At 32.3% G+C, this 21,350-nt stretch carries 16 protein-coding genes and 2 tRNA genes; 8 read left to right on the top strand and 10 right to left on the bottom strand.

Annotation, left to right across the window (positions count from 1 at the left end; translation table 11 throughout):
* The first annotated feature begins 77 nt into the window (after positions 1–77).
* Positions 78–401: a BfmA/BtgA family mobilization protein gene (locus BWZ22_RS12640; RefSeq protein WP_076700496.1), complete on the top strand. Its 324-nt coding sequence runs from the start codon at positions 78–80 to the stop codon at positions 399–401.
* 27 nt (positions 402–428) lie between these two features.
* On the opposite strand, the gene BWZ22_RS12635 is transcribed toward BWZ22_RS12640, so the two are convergent.
* The 4 genes from BWZ22_RS12635 to BWZ22_RS12620 all read right to left on the bottom strand — a co-directional run bounded on the left by BWZ22_RS12635 (position 429) and on the right by BWZ22_RS12620 (position 3,371).
* Positions 429–830 carry an Arm DNA-binding domain-containing protein gene (locus tag BWZ22_RS12635; RefSeq protein WP_076700494.1) on the bottom strand — a complete coding sequence of 134 codons (402 nt, stop codon included), beginning with the start codon at positions 828–830 and terminating at the stop codon, positions 429–431.
* 217 nt (positions 831–1,047) lie between these two features.
* Positions 1,048–1,122: transfer RNA gene (locus BWZ22_RS12630), tRNA-Pro, on the bottom strand.
* A gap of 16 nt (positions 1,123–1,138) precedes the next feature.
* A tRNA-Ser gene (locus BWZ22_RS12625) sits at positions 1,139–1,222 on the bottom strand.
* 100 nt (positions 1,223–1,322) lie between these two features.
* On the bottom strand, positions 1,323–3,371 hold the full coding sequence (locus BWZ22_RS12620) for an HD family phosphohydrolase (protein WP_076700492.1): 2,049 nt from the start codon (positions 3,369–3,371) through the stop codon (positions 1,323–1,325).
* Positions 3,372–3,497: 126 nt separating this feature from the next.
* Here BWZ22_RS12620 and BWZ22_RS12615 point away from each other — a divergent pair, with 126 nt between their 5' ends.
* Both BWZ22_RS12615 and BWZ22_RS12610 read left to right on the top strand, forming a co-directional pair.
* Positions 3,498–4,676 (top strand): acetyl-CoA C-acyltransferase, encoded by a 1,179-nt coding sequence (locus BWZ22_RS12615; RefSeq protein WP_076700489.1) that lies wholly within the window; start codon positions 3,498–3,500, stop codon positions 4,674–4,676.
* A 9-nt stretch (positions 4,677–4,685) separates the two neighbouring features.
* Positions 4,686–5,435, top strand: a complete 750-nt coding sequence (locus tag BWZ22_RS12610; protein ID WP_076700488.1) for a C40 family peptidase — start codon at positions 4,686–4,688, stop codon at positions 5,433–5,435.
* 50 nt (positions 5,436–5,485) lie between these two features.
* Here BWZ22_RS12610 and BWZ22_RS12605 read toward each other — a convergent pair whose 3' ends face one another.
* Both BWZ22_RS12605 and gyrA read right to left on the bottom strand, forming a co-directional pair.
* Entirely contained in the window at positions 5,486–6,742 is a 1,257-nt protein-coding gene (locus BWZ22_RS12605; protein ID WP_076700485.1) for a tetratricopeptide repeat protein, read from the bottom strand.
* Between the two features lie 39 nt (positions 6,743–6,781).
* The gene (gene gyrA, locus BWZ22_RS12600) at positions 6,782–9,328 is read right to left on the bottom strand and encodes a DNA gyrase subunit A (RefSeq protein WP_076700484.1); all 2,547 of its coding nucleotides are present in this window, start codon (positions 9,326–9,328) and stop codon (positions 6,782–6,784) included.
* Between the two features lie 260 nt (positions 9,329–9,588).
* On the opposite strand from gyrA, the gene BWZ22_RS12595 reads away from it, so the two are divergent.
* Positions 9,589–12,135 (top strand): ATP-dependent Clp protease ATP-binding subunit, encoded by a 2,547-nt coding sequence (locus BWZ22_RS12595; protein ID WP_076700481.1) that lies wholly within the window; start codon positions 9,589–9,591, stop codon positions 12,133–12,135.
* 61 nt (positions 12,136–12,196) lie between these two features.
* On the opposite strand, the gene BWZ22_RS12590 is transcribed toward BWZ22_RS12595, so the two are convergent.
* Positions 12,197–12,673: an Lrp/AsnC family transcriptional regulator gene (locus BWZ22_RS12590; protein ID WP_076700480.1), complete on the bottom strand. Its 477-nt coding sequence runs from the start codon at positions 12,671–12,673 to the stop codon at positions 12,197–12,199.
* Between the two features lie 146 nt (positions 12,674–12,819).
* On the opposite strand from BWZ22_RS12590, the gene metE reads away from it, so the two are divergent.
* Positions 12,820–15,123 (top strand): 5-methyltetrahydropteroyltriglutamate--homocysteine S-methyltransferase, encoded by a 2,304-nt coding sequence (gene metE / locus BWZ22_RS12585; protein ID WP_076700477.1) that lies wholly within the window; start codon positions 12,820–12,822, stop codon positions 15,121–15,123.
* A gap of 64 nt (positions 15,124–15,187) precedes the next feature.
* Here the strand turns inward: metE and BWZ22_RS12580 are convergent, their stop codons facing one another.
* Entirely contained in the window at positions 15,188–16,477 is a 1,290-nt protein-coding gene (locus BWZ22_RS12580) for an MFS transporter (protein ID WP_076700476.1), read from the bottom strand.
* Positions 16,478–16,533: 56 nt separating this feature from the next.
* A complete protein-coding gene (locus BWZ22_RS12575; protein ID WP_076700473.1) occupies positions 16,534–17,367 on the bottom strand; it encodes a M48 family metallopeptidase in 834 nt (277 codons plus the stop codon).
* A gap of 152 nt (positions 17,368–17,519) precedes the next feature.
* Here BWZ22_RS12575 and msrB point away from each other — a divergent pair, with 152 nt between their 5' ends.
* Positions 17,520–17,999, top strand: a complete 480-nt coding sequence (msrB, locus tag BWZ22_RS12570) for a peptide-methionine (R)-S-oxide reductase MsrB (protein ID WP_076700471.1) — start codon at positions 17,520–17,522, stop codon at positions 17,997–17,999.
* Between the two features lie 14 nt (positions 18,000–18,013).
* Positions 18,014–18,565, top strand: a complete 552-nt coding sequence (locus BWZ22_RS12565; RefSeq protein ID WP_076700469.1) for a DUF1572 family protein — start codon at positions 18,014–18,016, stop codon at positions 18,563–18,565.
* 1 nt (position 18,566) lies between these two features.
* Here the strand turns inward: BWZ22_RS12565 and BWZ22_RS12560 are convergent, their stop codons facing one another.
* Positions 18,567–19,850, bottom strand: a complete 1,284-nt coding sequence (locus tag BWZ22_RS12560; protein WP_076700467.1) for an NAD(P)/FAD-dependent oxidoreductase — start codon at positions 19,848–19,850, stop codon at positions 18,567–18,569.
* A 93-nt stretch (positions 19,851–19,943) separates the two neighbouring features.
* Between BWZ22_RS12560 and lpdA the strand changes: the two genes are divergently transcribed.
* Entirely contained in the window at positions 19,944–21,320 is a 1,377-nt protein-coding gene (gene lpdA, locus BWZ22_RS12555; RefSeq protein WP_076700465.1) for a dihydrolipoyl dehydrogenase, read from the top strand.
* Positions 21,321–21,350 lie beyond the last annotated feature (30 nt).

Raw genomic sequence — 21,350 nt, 5'->3', positions numbered from 1 at the left:
TGCTATTTTGATTTTTTGCGTTAATTTTAATTCCACGCCAGTAAAATCAATGTTTCATTGTAACAATCTCATAAAATATGGATGATTTTAATACGATTCGGTTAAAGAAGAAAACCATTGTTAAATTTAAGAAATATTCAAAAAAGATTAGCCCCAGTTATTCTGAAACTTTGGATTATATGATAGCCTTTTTTCAGGATAACGACCTTTCCCCATATGATACTTTGGGAACAACCTGGACATCTGTACAAAACGTTTTAAACAAACGTATGGATGCTGTTGTATCGATCTTGAGACAAGTTGAAGAAAAACAATTAAAACCAACAAAGAAAATGTTGGAATCCCTGTTTGAAGAAACGGAAGGCAATAATTCATTAACTCTGGAAAAATTTCTGGCTTAAGAATTTATACAAATATTTCTCTATAGTTTAATAGTTCTTCATTGTACCAAACTTTAAAACACTGGTCATGTTTGAGTTATGGTATGAAACGAGTTCCTTAAGGATTTTATGATTATCATCCTCGCCAAGGTATCTTGATTTTATGGACTGTGCCGTAACAATTTTGCCTTCTTGCAATAATTGTTTTTGACAATCTAATAACTGATTATAAGATTGGTGTAAATATTGGTTTAAAACCCTTGTTCTATTGGAGTAACCACGCCCCCTACTTTTGGCTCTGTCCCAGTCTTTTGATAGTACACTACGTTTTAGGCTGATTTCCGAACGTTTTCCGTTGACAGTAATACGGGCATAAATAGATAATTTACCTACATGACTCCTTGATTTTCTGGTAAAGAAAATGATTGAAAATGTCTTGCTTGTCTGCATTTTTAATGTCTTTAGTTAATAAATGATCTTAGTAAAGACAAAAGTCAATCGCTTCTAAAAGCCCTTTAAAATTACGACAATTCCGTGAAGATAGTGTACACCTAATTGCACACCTTTTAATTGATTTTAAATGATATCAAACAACATCATTAAAACAAAAAAAACACTGATAATCATACAATTAACAGTGTTTTAATGTTTCCTATTACTAGGTTTGTCGGGGTGGCAGGATTCGAACCTGCGACCTCCGCGTCCCAAACGCGGCGCGATAACCGGGCTACGCTACACCCCGAGTAAATATAAAAATGCGGAGAGACCGGGATTCGAACCCGGGCAACACTTACGCGTTGACAGATTAGCAATCTGCTCCATTACCACTCTGGCACCTCTCCTATTATTTTTTTTAAGAACCTTTGCAATTAAAAATTGCGGTTGCAAATGTAATTCATCCTTTGAAAGAACGCAACTATTTTATTTATTTTTTTATAAAATTTATTCTGGATACTCTATACGTAAATGATAAATGTTTGCTAACTTGTGTTTTAGCACTTTTTTTATAGATTGAATTTCTTTAAAAGTAATATTTGCATTTAAAAACTGGCCTTCTTCAACTTGTTTATTAATAATATTTTCAACAAAAGCCTCTATTTTAGTTGATGTTGGTTCTTTTAAACTTTTTGAAGCCGCTTCTATACTATCACACATCATTAAAATAGCGGTTTCTTTACTAAACGGTTTAGGTCCAGGATAACTAAAATCTAATTTATCTACATCTTCAAAATCTTCCTTTTCTTTCATATAAAAATAATACACCACACTAGTTCCGTGATGCGTTCTTATAAAATCTATTACCCTGTCTGGTAAATTATTTTTTCTTGCAATTTCAATTCCGTCTATTACATGATTAACAATTATTCTGGCACTTTCTTTTGAAGATAATTCATCATGTGGATTGATTCCTGTTGATTGATTTTCTGTAAAATAAGTAGGATTCTTCATTTTACCTATATCATGATACAATGCTCCTACCCTAACCAACATAGCATTAGCTCCTATTTCATTTGCCGATGATTCTGCTAAATTTGCTACATTTAAAGAATGATGAAAAGTACCTGGAGCTTTATCTGATAATTCCTTTAATAATTTTGAATTGGTGTCTGATAATTCTAAGAGAGATACATCAGAAACTAAACCAAATAGTTTTTCATAGGCATAAATTAATGGTTGTACAAAAAGGGTTGCTAAACCACATAAAATAAACCAAATGAAGGTTTCCCACTCTAAGGTTTTTACACTTCCTTCATGAATTACAAAAAACGCAAAATAGGCAACAATATAAATAAGTGTTATTTGCCCTACTGATATAAATAAATTAGCACGTTTATACAACTCAGAAACTGTTAATATAGTAACAATACCTGCTATTATTTGTAAAAACATGTACTCGTAACTATTAGGAACTACAAACCCTAAAAGTAAAACGGTTAAAACATGCGTAAACAAACCTAAACGCGCATCAAAAAAAGCTTTTAAAACCAATGGTAAAATACAAATAGGTACAATATATATATATTTTGAATTGTAGTTTACAACCATAGTTGTAATAAAAACCATTAATAAAATATTGAAGAAGATAAAAGTTACTTTGGTGTTATTTTCATAAACCTCATTTCTATATTTTCTTAAAAACAACAGTAACATTAACATGGCTAAAGCCACTAATAATGCGTATGCAATTAAAACCCATGTGTAGTTAGACTTACTCCAAACTTGAGATTCATATTCTGATTGCAGTGATTTTAAAATTTGATATTTATCTCCTTCAACCACTTCACCTTTAGAAACTATTAAAGTTCCCTTAGCTACACTACCTCTTGTATATGAAATCTTATCGAGTTCTTCTTGAATAACCTTTTCTGTAAATGATTTATCAAAAGTTAAATTTGGCTCTACCAAATCGAAAAAAAGTGATGTAAACTCTCCTTTATACCTTAGCAAACTTTCTTTACTCAATACGCTTTCTATAATTGAAGAAACTTGATTTTGTTCTACTAAATTTGAAAAGAAAGCGTCTTGTTTTTTGGTTCTATTTTCAAGAATAGCTACTTTTTTGTTTTCTGAAAAATCATAATCTTCATTTAAAATACCGTAGGCATATAATTCTTCTAAAACTGTCCTCCCCGAAGTTTTTAACTTTCTAAGTAGTTTATTTTGTAGAGAGTCTGAGAATGTGTTTTTAAACTGCAGTTCATAATTTGATTTAACTTTTGGGTAAACCGTATTATCAAGATTAAAATAAAGAACCGCATTGTCATTTATTTCTTGTTTTGCAATATTAATCTCTTCTTCTGTCTTTTTTATTGCAAAATCAAAAGGAGCTAATAAATTTTCAGATTGCCATGGTTTCCCTTTTTCAAAATTATATTTAAACTTACCACTTTTAGGAAAAAGATATACTATTAAAAACGTGGTAGTTATAAATAATAGGGCTTTATAAATTAGGGAATGGTTTCTATATAATTTATTTATAAAGTCTTTCATCTAAATAAGTTAATGTTTTCAAATGTAGTAAATTCTTAGGTTTTTACTTTTTTATAATAACAGAATCGTTCTAAAATGTATTAAAAATTGATTATTTTCGTTGCAAGTATTTCAAAGATTTAAAAAATGAGTAAAGAAGTGGTAATTGTTTCTGCTGTAAGAACACCTATTGGTAGTTTTTTAGGCAATCTATCTACTATTCCTGCTCCTAAATTAGGCGCTACAGCCATTAAAGCGGCATTAAGTAGAATTAACTTAAAACCAGAGCTAGTAGAAGAAGTTTTAATGGGCAACGTAGTACAAGCTGGAACAGGTCAGGCACCTGCAAGACAAGCTGCCATATATGCTGGAATACCAAATACCGTTCCTTGCACAACCATTAATAAAGTTTGTGCTTCTGGTATGAAAACTGTTATGCAAGCAGCTCAAGCTATAACATGCGGAGATGCTAATATAATAGTTGCTGGAGGAATGGAAAACATGAGTTTAATACCACACTACTTATATTCTAGAACAGCTACTAAATTTGGATCAACAACTTTAATTGATGGTATGCAAAAAGATGGTTTGGTAGATGCTTACGACCAAAATGCTATGGGAGTGTGTGCCGATGCTTGTGCCGTTGAATATGGCTTTTCTAGAGAAGACCAAGATGCTTTTGCAATTCAATCATACAAACGATCTGCTGAAGCTTGGGAGACCGGTAAATTTGATAACGAAGTTATTCCTGTAGAAGTTCCTCAAAGAAGAGGAGAACCTGTTATAGTGAATCAAGACGAAGAGTTTAAAAATGTAAAAATAGATAAACTCCCTCATCTACGCCCTGCTTTTACAAAAGATGGCACCGTTACAGCTGCCAATGCTTCAACCATAAATGATGGTGCCGCAGCAATGGTGTTAATGAGTAAAGAAAAAGCTAATGAGTTAGATTTAAAACCTTTAGCCACCATTAAAAGTTATGCAGATGCTGCTCATGAACCAGAATGGTTTACAACCGCTCCAGCAAAAGCACTTCCAAAAGCCTTAAATAAAGCTGGTATTGATATTAAAGATGTAGATTTCTTTGAATTTAACGAAGCTTTCTCTGTAGTTGGTTTAACTAACATGAAAATTTTAGGGTTAAATGATTCTAAAGTAAATGTTCATGGTGGTGCTGTTTCATTAGGACATCCTTTAGGTTGTTCTGGAGCTAGAATTATAGTTACACTTTTAAATATTTTAGAGCAAAACAATGGAAAAATTGGTGCTGCTGCTATTTGTAATGGCGGTGGTGGCGCATCAGCAATTGTTTTAGAACGAAATTAAATCTATTTAATGCAGTACGGAATTTGTAGTTTAAGTGTAGTTCCTTTAAGAAATGAACCTGCCGATATTAGTGAACTTGTTACACAGGTTTTATATGGCGAGTTTTTTAAAGTACTAGAGCAACGCAAAAATTGGAGTAGAATTCGTTTAGCTTTTGATGGCTATGAAGGATGGATAGACAATAAGCAGTATATTGAAATTCCTGAAGAAAACTACCAATTATTAAATAATGAACCCCCTAAACTTGCCGTAGATATGGTAGAATTTGTTCAAGATTCTGCTAATCAATTACACCCAATTTTAATTGGTTCTACTTTAAATGGTTTAAGTCTTTTAAACCATTCTCATGATGGTAACAGCGTTGAAGAAAAAACAGATAAAAAGAATATAGTACAAACGGCTTTTCTGTATTTAGGGGCACCTTATTTATGGGGAGGTAAAACGCCTTTTGGCATTGATTGTTCTGGATTTACACAAATGGTTTATAAACTGAATGGCTATAAACTTTTAAGAGATGCCTCGCAACAAGCAACACAGGGAGAAGCCTTAAGTTTTATTGAAGAAAGTGAACCTGGTGATTTGGCTTTTTTTGATAATACCGAAGGCATCATTACACATGTAGGTATTATTATGAAAGATAACTACATTATTCATGCCCACGGAAAAGTTAGAATTGATAGGCTAGACCATTCTGGTATTTATAATGTTGATAAAAAAATACACACTCATAAATTAAGAGTTATTAAAAAGATTATATAAAAAAAACCGCTATTTTTTTATAGCGGTTTTTTTATTAAAGTATTTTAATTCTAATTACCTGCAGCTTCAATAGATTCAACTATTTCTTTAGTTTCCTTATACTTATCAGTTTCTCCTAAAACACTATAAATATTCATTAATGTTTTGGCGGCACTTAGACTTTCAGGATTAATTTCAAGTGCTTTTGTTAAAAATGGCACAGCTTCTTTATAAAGTTCTTGTCTTTGTACTCTTAATTCTTCATAACGTCTGTCATCAGCCGCTGAAGCTCCTAACCCATTCATTTCTTCTATAATTGACTCCTCTTTACTTAAAATTAATGCAGATAAGTTTATGTAAGCATTAACGTAATCAGGGTTTAATTCAATAGCTTTTTCATAATGGGCTTTAGCTTCTTCAGGTTGATTAGATTCTGCAGCTATTACCCCTAAATTATACTGTAATTCTGGGTTTGTTGGATCCATCTGAGTTGCTTGTTCTAAAAGATTTTTAAACTCTTCAGTATTACCCATTTTATAATGCAAATTAGCTTCTGTTAAAACTAAATTAACATCATCTGGACTTTCTGCTCTTGCTTCTTTCATTGCTGCAATAGCCTTTTCGCTATCATCATTACTTACGTAAATAAGCGCAATGTTTTTAACAATTTCTGGTTTTTTAGATTCTGTCTTTTTTTCAAATGGTTTAATATGAGTACCTGCTTTTACACTAATATCACGCATTTCTTTACTTTGAAAAGACTCCTCTTTTTGAGTTTCTTTGTTAATAGCAAGGTACTGCGTAGTAATACCTGTATATCCTAAATCTTTTAATTTTTCATATAAAGATAAAGCTCTATCATATTCTTGTACATTTACTGCTGTTGCTGCTGCATAATAAAGAAAAACTGTGTCTTGCTTTTTTAAATCATATACTTTTTCAAAATATTTTGATGCAGACGAATAATCTTTTCCTTCGTATGAAGCATTACCTTTTTTTATTAAACTATTAGCAATATCTTGCTTTAGATTACCAATTTCACCTGCATAAGCAGATTTTACTTTATCAAAATTTTCTATAGCCTTATCATAATCTGCCATAGAACCTGCTCCATTTGCATATAAAGCTTTTCCTTTTAAAAAATAAAACTTGTCTTTTAATTTATCATCCATTGAAGATAATAAAGATTCTGCTTGAGTAATTGCCGCTTTGGCCTCGGCATAATTACCACTTTTAATAGCCTTTTCAACAGCTTTTAGTTCTTTTTTTTGAGCAAATGAAAAGCTAGATATCGCTAATGATAAAGCTATAATAATTTGTTTCTTCATTTTTAATACTATTAAATTAATTATCTGTGTTGTATGTGTTTATTTGTCATCAAGAGTTGTGCCATCATCTGAATTGCTAGTGTTTTCAGCACTTTCAGCTTCGTTAGCTTTTTCAACATCATCTTCATCTTTCATAACTTTTGCAACCGCTGCTATAGAATCTGAATTTTTAAGATTGATTAATTTAACACCTTGAGTTGCTCTACCCATAGTTCTTAAATTCTCAATACTTAACCTAATGGCAATTCCTGATTTATTAATAATCATTAAATCGTCATTATCGGTAACACTTTTAATTGCAACAAGACTTCCTGTTTTTTCTGTAATAGAGATAGTTTTAACACCTTTACCACCTCTATTAGTTATTCTATATACGGGTTCTCCATCTTCTGGATCATCAATATAAGTACGTTTACCATAACCATTTTCTGAAACTACCAACACAGTTTCTTCTTGCGGTTTGTTAATGGTTACCATACCTATTACTTCATCATCTGGTCCTGCTAATGTAATACCGCGTACACCAGAAGCACCACGACCCATTGGTCTTGTTTTGGCCTCTTCAAAACGAATGGCTTTACCAGATTTAAGCGCTAGCATTACTTGGCTATCACCAGTGGTTAACTTAGCTTCTAATAGCTCATCACCCTCTTTAATGGTAATGGCATTAATACCGTTAGTTCTAGGACGAGAATACTGCTCTAAAGCAGTTTTTTTAACTTGTCCATTTTTAGTTGCCATAATTACATAATGGCTATTAATATAATCTGAATCTTTTAAATCTTGAGTACAAATGAATGCTTTTACCTTATCATCTTGCTCAATATTTATTAGATTTTGGATAGCTCTTCCTTTGGATGTTTTGCTTCCTTCTGGAATTTCATAAACACGCATCCAGAAACATTTTCCTTTTTGAGTAAAGAATAACATATATTGGTGATTAGTACCCACAAATAAATGTTCTAAGAAATCTTCATTTCTAGTGGTTGATGCTTTTTGACCAACGCCTCCTCTGTTTTGTGTTTTGTATTCTGTTAAAGAAGTACGTTTAATATAACCCGCATGAGAAATGGTGATAACCACTTTTTCATTAGGAATCATATCTTCAATACTTAAATCTCCACCAGCATATTCTATAGTAGAACGACGCTCATCACCATATTTATCTTTTACTACAGCAAGTTCTTCTTTAATGATATCCATTCTGCGTTCTTTTTTATCTAGGATATCTTTTAAATCTTCTATAGTTTTTATTAAATCTTCATATTCTGCACGCAACTTATCTTGCTCTAATCCAGTTAATTGACGCAACCTCATTTCAACTATTGCTTTAGATTGAATTTCGGTTAATTTAAAGCGTTCCATTAACTTTTCTCTAGCTTCATCTGCATTAGATGATGCTCTAATTAAAGCTATAACTTCGTCTATATTATCTGAAGCAATTATTAATCCTTCTAAAATATGTGCGCGCTCTTCGGCTTTTCTTAATTCGTATTTTGTTCTTCTAACAACAACTTCGTGTCTGTGTTCTACAAAATGGTGAATTAAATCTTTTAAGTTTAAAAGCTGAGGACGACCATCTACCAATGCAATATTATTAACACTAAAAGATGATTGTAATGCGGTATACTTATATAATTTATTTAGTATAATATTTGGTATGGCATCACGTTTTAAAACGTACACTATGCGCATCCCATTTCTATCAGATTCATCTCTAATAGTAGAAATACCATCTAATTTTTTATCGTTAATCAAGTCTGCTGTCTTTTTAATCATATCAGCTTTATTGACTTGATAAGGAATTTCAGTTACAACAATACTTTCTCTTCCCTGTACTTCTTCAACATTGGCTTTTCCTCTAATAACTATTCTACCGCGCCCCGTTTGGAACGCTTCTTTTACACCATCATATCCGTAAATAGTACCTCCAGTTGGAAAATCTGGAGCTTTTACATGTTTAATTAGCTCATCTATTTCAATATCATTGTTTTCAATGTAAGCTATAGTTCCATCAACAACTTCACTTAAGTTATGAGGCGGCATATTGGTTGCCATACCTACAGCAATACCTGATGCTCCATTAACCAAAAGATTTGGAATTCTGGTAGGTAACACCGTTGGTTCTTGTAGCGTATCATCAAAATTTAATTTATGATCTACAGTTTCTTTATCAATATCTGCTAACATGTCTTCAGATATTTTTTGCATACGCGCTTCTGTATAACGCATTGCTGCAGGACTATCGCCATCTATAGATCCAAAGTTTCCTTGTCCATCAACTAATAAATAACGAAGACTCCATTCTTGAGCCATACGCACCATAGTATCATAAACAGATGTATCTCCGTGAGGGTGATATTTACCTAAAACTTCTCCTACTATTCTAGCAGATTTTTTGTGTGCCGAATTTGCTCTAACTCCTAGTTCATGCATTCCGTATAAAACACGTCTATGTACTGGTTTTAAACCATCTCTTACATCTGGTAACGCACGTGACACAATGACCGACATTGAATAATCAATGTAGGCTGATTTCATTTCATCTTCAATGTTAATAGGTATCAATTTTTCTCCTTCTGCCATAAATTATCTATTAAATTTTTAAGAATTTTTCAAAACATGCTAATATACGCATTTCGTTAGTGACAATAACTGATTTGAGTTAGTTTTTTAACGTATTTTATTAACAATTTTAACGTGTTTTTTAGTTAATAAGTATGTACCCAAATATTTTGATTTTATAAAGTTTTTTTCGTCAATTAGCATTTCTCAGTTAATTTAAGGTACAGTTTTTGCCTTTAGTTAAATGTTTTATTACTTTTAAAGCAGAAAGGAACTTAATTATGGATGATAATTTTTCACCAAGAGTAAAAGATGTAATTGCTTATAGCAAAGAAGAAGCGTTGCGTTTAGGTCATGATTTTATTGGCACTGAACACTTAATGCTTGGGCTTTTGCGCGATGGTAATGGTAAAGCTATTAATATATTAAACGCTTTAGATATTGACTTAAATCATTTAAGGCGAAAAGTAGAAATATTAAGTCCTGCAAACCCCAATATATCTATAGCTTCTAACCAAAAAAAGAACCTACACTTAACAAGGCAGGCAGAACGCGCTTTAAAAACCACGTTTTTAGAAGCTAAATTATTTCAAAGCTCATCAATTAACACAGCGCACTTGCTATTGTGTATTCTTAGAAACGAAAACGACCCCACTACCAAGCTTTTAAATAAGCTAAAAGTAGACTACGATAATGTTAAAGAACAATTTAAATTTATGATTACAAACGACAACGATTATATAGAACCAAAATCAGAATCTTTTCAAGATGACAATCCAAATCCCGAAGATTCATCTTCAAAAGATATTTTTAACCCCACATCTGGTAAATCTAACAAAAAGTCTAAAACACCTGTTCTAGATAATTTTGGTCGTGATTTAACAGCGCTTGCCGAAGAAGGCAAGTTAGACCCTGTTGTTGGTAGAGAAAAAGAAATACAACGTGTCTCACAGATTTTAAGCAGAAGAAAGAAAAACAATCCGCTTTTAATTGGAGAACCTGGAGTTGGTAAATCTGCTATTGCTGAAGGATTAGCCCTTAGAATTGTAAAACGAAAAGTCTCTAGAATACTTTTTAACAAACGTGTAGTTACATTAGATCTAGCAAGTTTAGTTGCAGGAACTAAATACCGTGGACAGTTTGAAGAACGCATGAAAGCAGTGATGAATGAACTTGAAAAGAATGATGATGTTATTCTTTTTATTGATGAAATTCACACCATTGTTGGTGCTGGTGGCGCCACTGGAAGTTTAGACGCTTCTAACATGTTTAAGCCCGCTTTAGCAAGAGGTGAAATTCAATGTATTGGAGCTACCACACTTGATGAATACAGACAATATATAGAAAAAGACGGTGCTTTAGAACGTCGTTTTCAAAAAGTAATTGTAGAACCAACTAGTGTAGAAGAAACCATTGAAATTTTAAATAATATTAAAGGTAAATACGAAGAACATCATAATGTAGATTACACACCTGAAGCTATTGAAGCTTGTGTAAAATTAACCAATAGATATATGACAGAGCGTTTCCTTCCAGATAAAGCTATTGATGCTTTAGACGAAGCAGGCTCTCGTGTTCACATCACAAATATTGATGTTCCTAAGCAAATAATTGAGCTTGAAAAACAGCTTGAAGATATTAAGGAAACTAAAAATGCCGTAGTACGTAAACAAAAATACGAAGAGGCCGCAAAATTAAGAGATGATGAAAAGCGCCTTGAAAAAGAATTAGCTATAGCCCAAGAAAAATGGGAAGAAGACACCAAACAGCATCGTGAAATTGTAACAGAAGACAATGTTGCCGATGTTATTTCTATGATGACTGGTGTTCCTGTAAATCGTATTGCACAAACCGAAATAAATAAATTGGCAGAATTACCAAACTTAATAAAAGGTAAAGTAATTGGTCAAGATGAAGCGGTTAGCAAAGTAGTTAAAGCCATTCAGCGTAATCGTGCTGGATTAAAAGACCCTAACAAACCCATTGGCTCATTTATATTTTTAGGTCAAACAGGGGTTGGTAAAACACAGTTAGCCAAAGTTTTATCAAGAGAGTTATTTGATAGCGAAGATGCGCTTGTTAGAATTGATATGAGTGAATACATGGAGAAATTCGCAATTTCTAGATTAATTGGTGCACCTCCAGGATATGTTGGTTATGAAGAAGGCGGACAGTTAACAGAGAAAGTAAGACGCAAGCCTTATGCTGTTATATTATTAGATGAAATTGAAAAAGCGCATCCTGATGTATTCAATATGCTTCTTCAAGTACTAGATGATGGGTATTTAACTGATAGTTTAGGTAGAAAAATAGATTTCAGAAATACCATTATTATCATGACATCTAATATTGGAGCCAGAAGGCTTAAAGATTTTGGCACTGGGGTTGGTTTTGGTACAGCTGCCCAAAAAGCACAAGAAGATGCCAATGCTAGAAGCGTAATAGAAAATGCTTTGAAGAAATCTTTTGCTCCAGAATTTTTAAATAGAATTGATGATGTTATTGTTTTCAATCCGCTAGAAAAAGAAGACATTAATAAAATTATTGATATTGAATTAGAAAAACTATTAGCACGTATTAAAGGCTTAGGTTATGTTTTAAAATTAACCAATAGCGCTAAAGATTATATTGCCGAAAAAGGTTTTGATAAACAATACGGAGCTAGACCTTTAAAAAGAGCTATTCAAAAATATATTGAAGATGCTTTGGCTGAAGAAATTGTTGCTTCTAACATTCAAGACGGTGATAAAATTAAAATAGATTTAGATAAAAAGGCTGATGAACTTAAAATTTCAATTGAAAAAGCAGAAAAACCTGCAGAATCATAATTCTAAATCTAATAAACCACTAAAAAGAGCTAACCTTTAAAGTTAGCTCTTTTTGGTTTTATTAAATTGGTACAGCATAATCGTGCTTTATCTCTCCCATTACAAACGTACTATGTGCGCTACCTATGTTTTTTATACTTCCTAAGTGATCTAAAACAAAATTTTGATATTCCTTCATATCACGCACCATAATTTTCAGTAAAAAATCATAATCACCTGAAATATTATAACATTCTACAACTTCTTTTAGAGCTATTATATCTTTAACAAACTGTCTTCCTATACTGCGGGTGTGCTCTTTTAAAGTAACATTACAAAATACAACTAAACCTTTATTTAATTTTTCAGCATTTAAAATTGCAGCATACTTTTTAATAAATCCATTTTTTTCTAATTTTTTAATACGCTCAAAAACAGGCGTTGCCGATAAGTTTACTCTAGCTCCAAGCTCTTTAACTGTTAAATTTGAGTTGTGTTGCAACAACTTCAAAAGTCTTAAATCAATATCATCAAGACGTGGTGTAGAATTATTTTCCATAAAAATACTTTTAAATAGCAAATAAAAGAATTTTATTCTTTAATTAAAACCTTAAAAAGTTATTTAAACCAATATTACATATTTATTGTTAATTTTTATTCTGAAAATATAATTTTGAGCAGCAATAAAAACCATTTATAAAAATCATGAAAACTACTATTTTAGGGCACCCAAGAATTGGTAAAAACAGAGAACTTAAAAAAGCTTGTGAGCAATATTGGGCTGGAAAAACTACTGAAACAGACTTAACAAACACAGCTTCAAAAATTAAAAAAGAAAACTGGTTAAACCAACAAAAAATTGGTATAGACAGCATACCTTCAAACGATTTCTCGTTTTATGACCAAGTTTTAGACACCTGTTTAACATTAGGTTGCATACCTGATAGATTTAAAAAAATAGACAAAAAAAATTTATTAAACCTATATTTTGCCATGGCACGCGGTCTACAAAATGAGCATATTGATGTTACTGCCATGGAAATGACAAAATGGTTTGACACTAACTACCATTACATAGTTCCTGAATTTGAAAAAAACCAGAGTTTTAGCTTTTTCTCAAAAAAAATAATTAATGAATATAAAGAAGCTCTTAGCCATGGCGTAAAAACAAAACCTGTAATTATTGCCCCCGTAACCTTTTTACTGTTAGGAAAAGAAAAAGAAACTGGTTTTGATAAACTAGATTTGCTTGAAAATTTACTCCCTGTATATTTTGAAATTTTAGATGAGTTATCAAAACTTGGTGTTGAATACATACAGTTTGATGAACCTTGTTTAGCTTTAGATTTAAGCACAAAAGCACAAGAAGCCATTACATTTACCTACAAAGCTATCAGCGAAAAATTTCCAAATTTAAAACTGTTTTTAGCCAATTATTTTGATTGTTACAGCAGTAATTTAAACCTAGCACTAAGTTTACCTGTACATACTTTACATTTAGATTTGGTGAGATGCCCTCTTCAAATTGATGATATTTTACAATCTGAAAATTACAATCCAAAAACACATTTATCATTAGGCTTAGTTGATGGTAGAAATATTTGGATTAACAGTTTTGAAGATTCACTAAAAATTATTGATAAAATAAAAACTAAAATACCTGCTGATAAATTATGGATTGCTACATCTTGCTCTCTTTTACACGTGCCGTATGATTTAAACTCAGAAAAAAACATGCAACCTGATATTAAACAATGGCTTGCCTTTGCACAACAAAAACTTGAAGAAGTTGTTGCTATAAAACATTTAACATCTGCTGAGAATAATGATTTTGCTTATTTATTTGAAGAAAATAAACTGGCAAATATTAACAAATCAAAATCTAAAATTATACACAACCCAAGTGTAAAAAACCGTGTAAGTGACCTATCTGATTCTGACAGTGAAAGAAACAGCCCCTTTAAAATTAGACAAGCAAAACAAAAAAGCAGCTTAAACTTACCGCTTTTCCCAACAACAACTATTGGGTCTTTTCCGCAAACAAAAGAAGTTAGAAGTTGGCGTTTGCAACATAAAAATGGGCAACTTTCAACAGAAAGTTATAATAAAAAAATTGCTAAAGAAATTGAAGATTCCATTCGCTTTCAAGAAAATATTGGTTTAGATGTATTAGTTCACGGTGAGTTTGAACGTAATGATATGGTTGAATATTTTGGTGAACGCCTAAACGGTTTTGTATTTAGTGATTTTGGTTGGGTACAAAGTTATGGCTCTAGATGTGTTAAGCCTCCTATTTTGTTTGGCGATGTCTCTAGAAAAGAACCACTAACCGTTGCCTGGTCTACTTACGCACAATCTTTAACCTCATTACCCGTAAAAGGCATGCTAACAGGTCCTGTAACTATTTTACAATGGTCTTTTGTTAGAAATGATCAACCACGTGCAACAACATGTAATCAAATAGCTTTAGCAATTAGAGATGAAGTAGCCGATTTAGAAACGAACGGTATTAAAATAATTCAAATTGACGAACCCGCAATTAGAGAAGGCTTACCGTTAAGAAAACATGAATGGAAACATTATCTTAATTGGGCTATAAATGCTTTTAAAATTTCGGCAAGCGTAGCAAAAGACGAAACCCAAATACATACCCACATGTGCTACTCTGAATTTAATGATATTATTGAAGACATTGCTAAAATGGATGCCGATGTGATAACCATTGAAACCTCGCGCTCTGAAATGGAATTGCTTGACGCTTTTGTTAATTTTAAATACCCTAATGAAATTGGTCCTGGCGTGTATGACATACATTCACCTAGAGTACCTACTGTAAAAGAAATTGAAAAACTATTAAATAAAGCTAAAGATGTTTTACCAAAAGAACATATTTGGGTAAACCCAGACTGCGGATTAAAAACTCGTCATTGGCCAGAAACCAAAAGCGCTTTAAAAAACTTAGTTTTTGTTGCTAAAAAACTTAGAGAAGAAGCACTGCAACCAGTATAAACACCTTTGTAACCTTAACAAAAAGCATTTATATTTTTCTACATAAATGCTTTTTTTATTACCATCAAGCTTCTTCGGGTACTTTAAATAATAACACAATACCCACTAAAAAAAACACAAATAAGAATAATATAGCTGAACGCATACTTTCTATTTGATCTACAATAGCAAAAATTGTCATACCAATTACAATACCTATTTTTTCGGCAACATCATAAAAGCTAAAATACGACGTAGTATCATCTGTTTCTGGTAAAAACTTTGAATACGTAGATCTTGCTAAAGACTGCACACCTCCCATTACAAAACCAACTATTACTGCGGCTATGTAAAATTGCATAGGTGTTTTCATAAAAAAGGCATAAAAACAAAGCGCCATCCAAATTACATTTATAACAATAAGTGTTTTTATGTTTCCGTACTTTTCAGACATTCTAGATGTAATAATAGCACCGCCTACAGCCACCAATTGTATAACCAAAATACTAACTATTAAACCCTGTGTTTTTTCATCGTTATTAGTCCAAGCTATTTCTTTTTCTCCAAAATAAACAGCCATTAGCATTATGGTTTGTACAGCCATACTAAACACAAAAAAAGCATTTAAGTAACGTTTTAATCTTTTATTTGTTTTTAATTGTTGCCAAACTAATTGTAGCTCTTTAAAACCGTTAAAAACCACATCTTTAGTTACCTTATGCCCTTTTGAGCTTCCTTTAGGTAAAAAATAAAAAGTGTATTGACTAAATAAAATCCACCAAACACCCACAGTTACGAATGAGTATTTCATCATTTGCATTTTTCCAGCACCATCTGTTTGGCTCATAACCATAGCTAAATTCACTATAAGTAAAATAACGCTACCTACATAACCCCAAGAAAAACCTTTGGCACTGATACTGTCTTGCTGCTCAGGAAAAGCTATATCTGGTAAATACGAGTTATAAAAAACTAAGCTTCCCCAATAACCTAATAATCCCATGAAATAAAAAAGCACACTTGTATGTATACAATTTAGGTTGAAAAAATATAAGCCAATGCATCCTAACCCTCCCATGTAACAGAAAAATTTCATAAAATTCTTTTTATTACCAACATAATCTGCAATGCCAGATAATATAGGAGAAAGAAAGGCTACTACTAAAAACGTAAATGCTGTAACTATAGATATTAAAACAGTTTGTTTCATTTCAAAACCAAAAGCAGATACCAATTGGTCTTTGGTTTCAAACAAACTAGAATAAAATATTGGAAATAGTGATGAAGCAATTGTAAGTGTGTAAACTGAGTTTGCCCAATCATAAAACGCCCAAGCGTGAAGTAATTTTTTACTACCCTTTTCTAATACTGCCATAAATAAAAACTGCTCTTTTATGAGCAGCTTCTAAAGTAAACAAAATATTTTTATCACTAGAAATCTCCTAGTGGTCTAAAACTTGTAACCCCATATTTTTTAGCTTCTTCTTTTGCTTTAGGCGCTAATGCTTTAAGGTTTTCTATACGAGAATCGTTTGATGGGTGAGTACTTAAAAACTCAGGAGTAGATTGACCGCCGCTATTGGCTTTCATACGCTCCCATAAGTTTGCAGCCTCATCTGGGTTATAACCAGCAATAGCCATTAAATAAACACCTATTTTATCTGCTTCGGTTTCATGACTTCTACTAAAAGGTAACATTCCTGCAACATTAGAAACCACACCAAAAGATTGGTTAAAAATACCCAATGCTTGCTGGTCCTTAGATAATGCCACATTACCAGCTACAGCTAATCCTTGTTGTAAATAAGCAGCACTCATACGTTGTTGTCCGTGGTTTGCCAAAGCATGAGCTACTTCATGCCCCATTATAGCTGCAATACCAGTTTCATTATCTGCAATTGGTAATATACCTGTATAAAAAGCAATTTTTCCTCCTGGCATACACCATGCATTTATTTGTTCAGATTCTATAAGAGAATATTCCCATTTGTAATCTTTCAAATAGCCTTCAAAACCATTAGCATTAAGATAGCGTTCTGCAGCAACTGCAATACGCTGTCCTACTCTTTTAATCATTTCTGCATCTGCTGTACCTTTTATCACTTTATTTTCAGTTAGTACCTCGTTATATTGAGCAAAAGCTGTTGGAAACAACTGATTATTGGAAACAAATGCCATTGTTTTTTTTCCTGTAAAAGGATTTGTTGCACATGCTAAACAAAATACCACAAAAGCTATTAATATAAATGCGTTTTTCAGTTTCATCTTAAGTATTTATTTTTTATTTATAAAAATACAAAAATTGTACCTTCATGTGTTTATGACACTCAGTTTTTTTATTAGTCACTTTAATTTTAAAATTCTTAGGTAAGTTTTATAAGTAATACCGACCTACTTATTAATAAAAAATATATATTATGAAAAAATTAATAGTGCCACTTTTGTGTTTGTTTGCTTTTAGTTGCAACACTGCTGCTCAAAAAAACAATGATACCAAACAATCTTTTGAGGTATCAAAAACGGAAGCGCAATGGAAAGCGCAATTAACAGATTTAGAATATTATGTACTTAGAAAATCTGGAACTGAACAACGTTTTTCTAGTCCGTTAAACAAAAACTATAAAGATGGTATTTATCTTTGTAAAGCATGCGAAACACCTTTATTTAAAAGTGAACATAAGTATGATTCTGGTAGTGGGTGGCCAAGTTTTGATAGAGAAATAAAGGGTAATGTTGCCTTCTCTACAGATTATAATTTGGGCTATGCTAGAACCGAAGAACACTGCGCAACATGTGGCGGGCATTTAGGACATGTTTTTAACGATGGCCCCAAAGAAACCACCGGCAAAAGACATTGTATTAATGGAGTAGCTTTAAAATTTATCCCAAATAAATAATTTATATTTACTCTATGGAAAGTTATTTACCCAGTATTATAAAACAATTTGAATACTACAAAAGTTTAGGAGATAAAACTTTTAACCAACTAGAGTTTGATGAAATGCTTTGGCAAAGTAATGAAGATGCCAATAGCATAGCCATAATTGTAAAACACTTAGTTGGTAACATGCTAAGTAGATGGACCAATTTTTTAACTGAAGATGGGGAAAAACCTTGGAGAAACCGTGATGATGAATTTGTAAGTTCTTTTAACACAAAAGAAGAACTTATAGCAGCTTGGGAAAGTGGTTGGTTATGCCTTTTTAAAGCTATAAAACCGCTCAATGAAAATAATTTAGAACATATTGTTTATATTAGAAATGGCGGACATACCGTAATTGAAGCCATTAACAGGCAGTTGGCTCATTACTCTTATCATATAGGGCAAATTGTGTTTTTAGGAAAACTTTTAAAAGGTAATGATTGGCAATCTTTATCTATACCTAAAGGAAATTCTACCAAATACAATAAAGAAAAATTTAGTAAAGAAAAAAGTAAACGCCACTTTACAGACGATTTATAAATTACACATTATTTTTTCGTTTAAAAGGACGAATAATTAATCGTGCTTCTCTATCAAACCTAATATAATTATATACCCAATTTATAAAAACCACCATACGGTTTCTAAAACCAATAAGAAAAAATAGATGTACAAACATCCAAACATACCAAGCAAAAACCCCTTGAAATTTCCAATTTTTTAAATCAACTACGGCTTTATTTCTTCCAATAGTAGCCATAGCACCTTTATCTTTATATTCAAAAGGTTTCATAGGCTTATCTTCTATTAATTTCAATAAATTATCACCTAATTGTTCACCTTGTTGAATAGCAGGTTGTGCCATCATAGGTAAACCATACGGGAAAGTTTCTGTTTCCATACAAGCCACATCACCAATAGCAAAAATATGGTTAAACCCTTTTACTTGGTTAAATTCATTTACAAGAATCCTATTTCCTTTAGTTACAAAGTTTTCACCATCTAAACCGTTAATAGTTGCTCCTTTTACTCCTGCCGCCCAAATTAGTGTAGCTGTCTCAAAAGTTAAATCTGTGTTTGTTGTTGCCGTTTTACCATCATAATTGGTAACACGTACATTTTTCCAGATATTTACTCCTAACTTTTCAAGAAAATCTTCGGCTTTTTGAGACGCCTTATCACTCATTCCTTTTAAAATACAATCACCAGATTGTACAATATGTATTTGTGCCAAACGCGTATCTAAATCTGGGTAATCCTTTGGTAAAATACCCTTTTTAATTTCGGCTAAAGCCCCTGCTAGTTCTACACCTGTCGGTCCGCCACCAACTATAACAAAATTCATTAGGGCGTTGCGTTCATTTAAGTCTGAAGTCAATAATGCATCTTCAAAATTTTCAAGAATTAAACTACGGAGATTAAGCGATTGCGGTATGGTTTTCATAGCCATACTATGCTTTTCTATTTGTGTATTTCCAAAATAATTTGTGGTAGACCCCGAAGCAATAACCAAATAATCAAATTTTAAATTGCCTATGCTAGTCTTTACTTTATTCTTTTCAGCATTTATTTCTTCAACATTGGCTAACCTAAAATAAAAATTAGGAAAATCTTTTAATATTTTTCTAATTGGGTAAGCAATAGAATCTGGTTCTAAACCACCTGTAGAAACTTGATATAGTAAAGGTTGAAAGGTATGATAATTATGCTTATCTAATAAAACAACCTGAACTTCTTGCTTAGATAATTTTTTAGCTAAAGCTACACCTGCAAAACCGCCGCCAATAATAATAACTCTGGGGTAACTTGTCCTTGGAATATTCATATACTGCAAATGTAGTAAAAGATATAAATTTATGGTACTCTAAATTCTTTATTCAAAAAGCATTTTGTAAATTCGTAGCCTAAATTTTAACACATGAGTAAATACGATATAATAGTTCTTGGAAGTGGCCCAGGCGGATATGTAACAGCCATTAGAGCCTCTCAATTAGGTTTTAAAACAGCTATAGTAGAAAAAGAAAGCTTAGGCGGTGTGTGCTTAAATTGGGGGTGCATCCCTACTAAAGCTTTATTAAAATCTGCACAGGTTTTTGAATACCTAAAACATGCTGAAGATTACGGTTTAAATGTCAAAGAAGCTTCGCACAATTTTGACGCTGTTGTTAAGCGCAGTCGTGGGGTTGCAGATGGTATGAGCAAAGGTGTTCAGTTTTTAATGAAAAAAAACAAAATAGACGTTATTAATGGTTACGGTAAAATTAAACCAGGAAAAAAGATTGATGTAGACGGAACAGAATATACTGCAGACCATATTATAATAGCAACTGGTGCGCGCTCTAGAGAATTACCAAGTTTACCACAAGACGGTAAAAAAGTAATTGGCTACCGTGAGGCTATGAGCTTACCAAAACAACCAAAAAAAATGATAGTTGTTGGTTCTGGTGCTATTGGTGTTGAGTTTGCTTATTTCTACAATTCTATGGGTACTGAAGTTACTATTGTAGAATATTTACCAAATATTGTTCCTGTTGAAGATGAAGATGTGTCAAAACAAGTAGAGCGTTCATTTAAAAAGAACGGTGTTAAAATTATGACCTCTGCCGAAGTAACAAGTGTTGATACTTCTGGAAAAGGTGTAAAAGCAACTGTAAAAACTAAAAAAGGAGAAGAAATTCTAGAAGCCGATATTATTTTAAGTGCTGTTGGTATTAAAACTAACATTGAAAATATAGGTTTAGAAGATGTTGGAATTGTTGTAGATAGAGACAAGATTTTGGTTAACGATTTTTACCAAACCAATATACCCGGTTACTACGCAATAGGAGATGTTACTCCTGGTCAAGCATTAGCCCACGTAGCTTCTGCAGAAGGTATTATTTGTGTTGAAAAAATAGCAAATATGCATGTAGAACCGCTAGACTATGGTAATATTCCTGGATGTACCTATTGTACGCCTGAAATTGCCAGTGTTGGTTTAACAGAAAAAGCGGCTAAAGAAAAAGGCTTAGATATTAAAGTTGGAAAATTTCCATTCTCTGCTTCTGGTAAAGCTAGTGCTGGTGGAAATAAAGAAGGCTTTGTTAAAGTTATTTTTGATGCTAAATATGGCGAATGGTTAGGATGCCACATGGTTGGAGCTGCTGTAACCGATATGATTGCTGAAGCTGTTGTAGCTAGAAAATTAGAAACAACAGGACATGAAATTTTAAAAGCGGTTCACCCACACCCAACTATGAGTGAAGCGGTGATGGAAGCTGTTGCTGATGCATATGATGAATGCATACATATTTAAGCAAATTAGAAAGTTAAACTACTTAGTTTT

It is taken from the genome of Seonamhaeicola sp. S2-3 (assembly GCF_001971785.1).
Lineage (GTDB): Bacteria > Bacteroidota > Bacteroidia > Flavobacteriales > Flavobacteriaceae > Seonamhaeicola.
This window is presented reverse-complemented; position numbering and strand designations above follow the sequence as displayed.

What these genes read in the sequence shown, in the direction of transcription:
- BWZ22_RS12615 (WP_076700489.1), top strand. Translation starts at nt 3,498, where the DNA reads ATGAGTAAAGAAGTGGTAATTGTTTCTGCTGTAAGAACACCTATTGGT.
- BWZ22_RS12635 (WP_076700494.1), bottom strand. Translation starts at nt 830, where the DNA reads ATGCAGACAAGCAAGACATTTTCAATCATTTTCTTTACCAGAAAATCA.
- lpdA (WP_076700465.1), top strand. Translation starts at nt 19,944, where the DNA reads ATGAGTAAATACGATATAATAGTTCTTGGAAGTGGCCCAGGCGGATAT.
- BWZ22_RS12610 (WP_076700488.1), top strand. Translation starts at nt 4,686, where the DNA reads ATGCAGTACGGAATTTGTAGTTTAAGTGTAGTTCCTTTAAGAAATGAA.
- BWZ22_RS12575 (WP_076700473.1), bottom strand. Translation starts at nt 17,367, where the DNA reads ATGAAACTGAAAAACGCATTTATATTAATAGCTTTTGTGGTATTTTGT.
- metE (WP_076700477.1), top strand. Translation starts at nt 12,820, where the DNA reads ATGAAAACTACTATTTTAGGGCACCCAAGAATTGGTAAAAACAGAGAA.
- msrB (WP_076700471.1), top strand. Translation starts at nt 17,520, where the DNA reads ATGAAAAAATTAATAGTGCCACTTTTGTGTTTGTTTGCTTTTAGTTGC.
- BWZ22_RS12640 (WP_076700496.1), top strand. Translation starts at nt 78, where the DNA reads ATGGATGATTTTAATACGATTCGGTTAAAGAAGAAAACCATTGTTAAA.
- gyrA (WP_076700484.1), bottom strand. Translation starts at nt 9,328, where the DNA reads ATGGCAGAAGGAGAAAAATTGATACCTATTAACATTGAAGATGAAATG.
- BWZ22_RS12565 (WP_076700469.1), top strand. Translation starts at nt 18,014, where the DNA reads ATGGAAAGTTATTTACCCAGTATTATAAAACAATTTGAATACTACAAA.
- BWZ22_RS12620 (WP_076700492.1), bottom strand. Translation starts at nt 3,371, where the DNA reads ATGAAAGACTTTATAAATAAATTATATAGAAACCATTCCCTAATTTAT.
- BWZ22_RS12560 (WP_076700467.1), bottom strand. Translation starts at nt 19,850, where the DNA reads ATGAATATTCCAAGGACAAGTTACCCCAGAGTTATTATTATTGGCGGC.
- BWZ22_RS12605 (WP_076700485.1), bottom strand. Translation starts at nt 6,742, where the DNA reads ATGAAGAAACAAATTATTATAGCTTTATCATTAGCGATATCTAGCTTT.
- BWZ22_RS12595 (WP_076700481.1), top strand. Translation starts at nt 9,589, where the DNA reads ATGGATGATAATTTTTCACCAAGAGTAAAAGATGTAATTGCTTATAGC.
- BWZ22_RS12590 (WP_076700480.1), bottom strand. Translation starts at nt 12,673, where the DNA reads ATGGAAAATAATTCTACACCACGTCTTGATGATATTGATTTAAGACTT.
- BWZ22_RS12580 (WP_076700476.1), bottom strand. Translation starts at nt 16,477, where the DNA reads ATGGCAGTATTAGAAAAGGGTAGTAAAAAATTACTTCACGCTTGGGCG.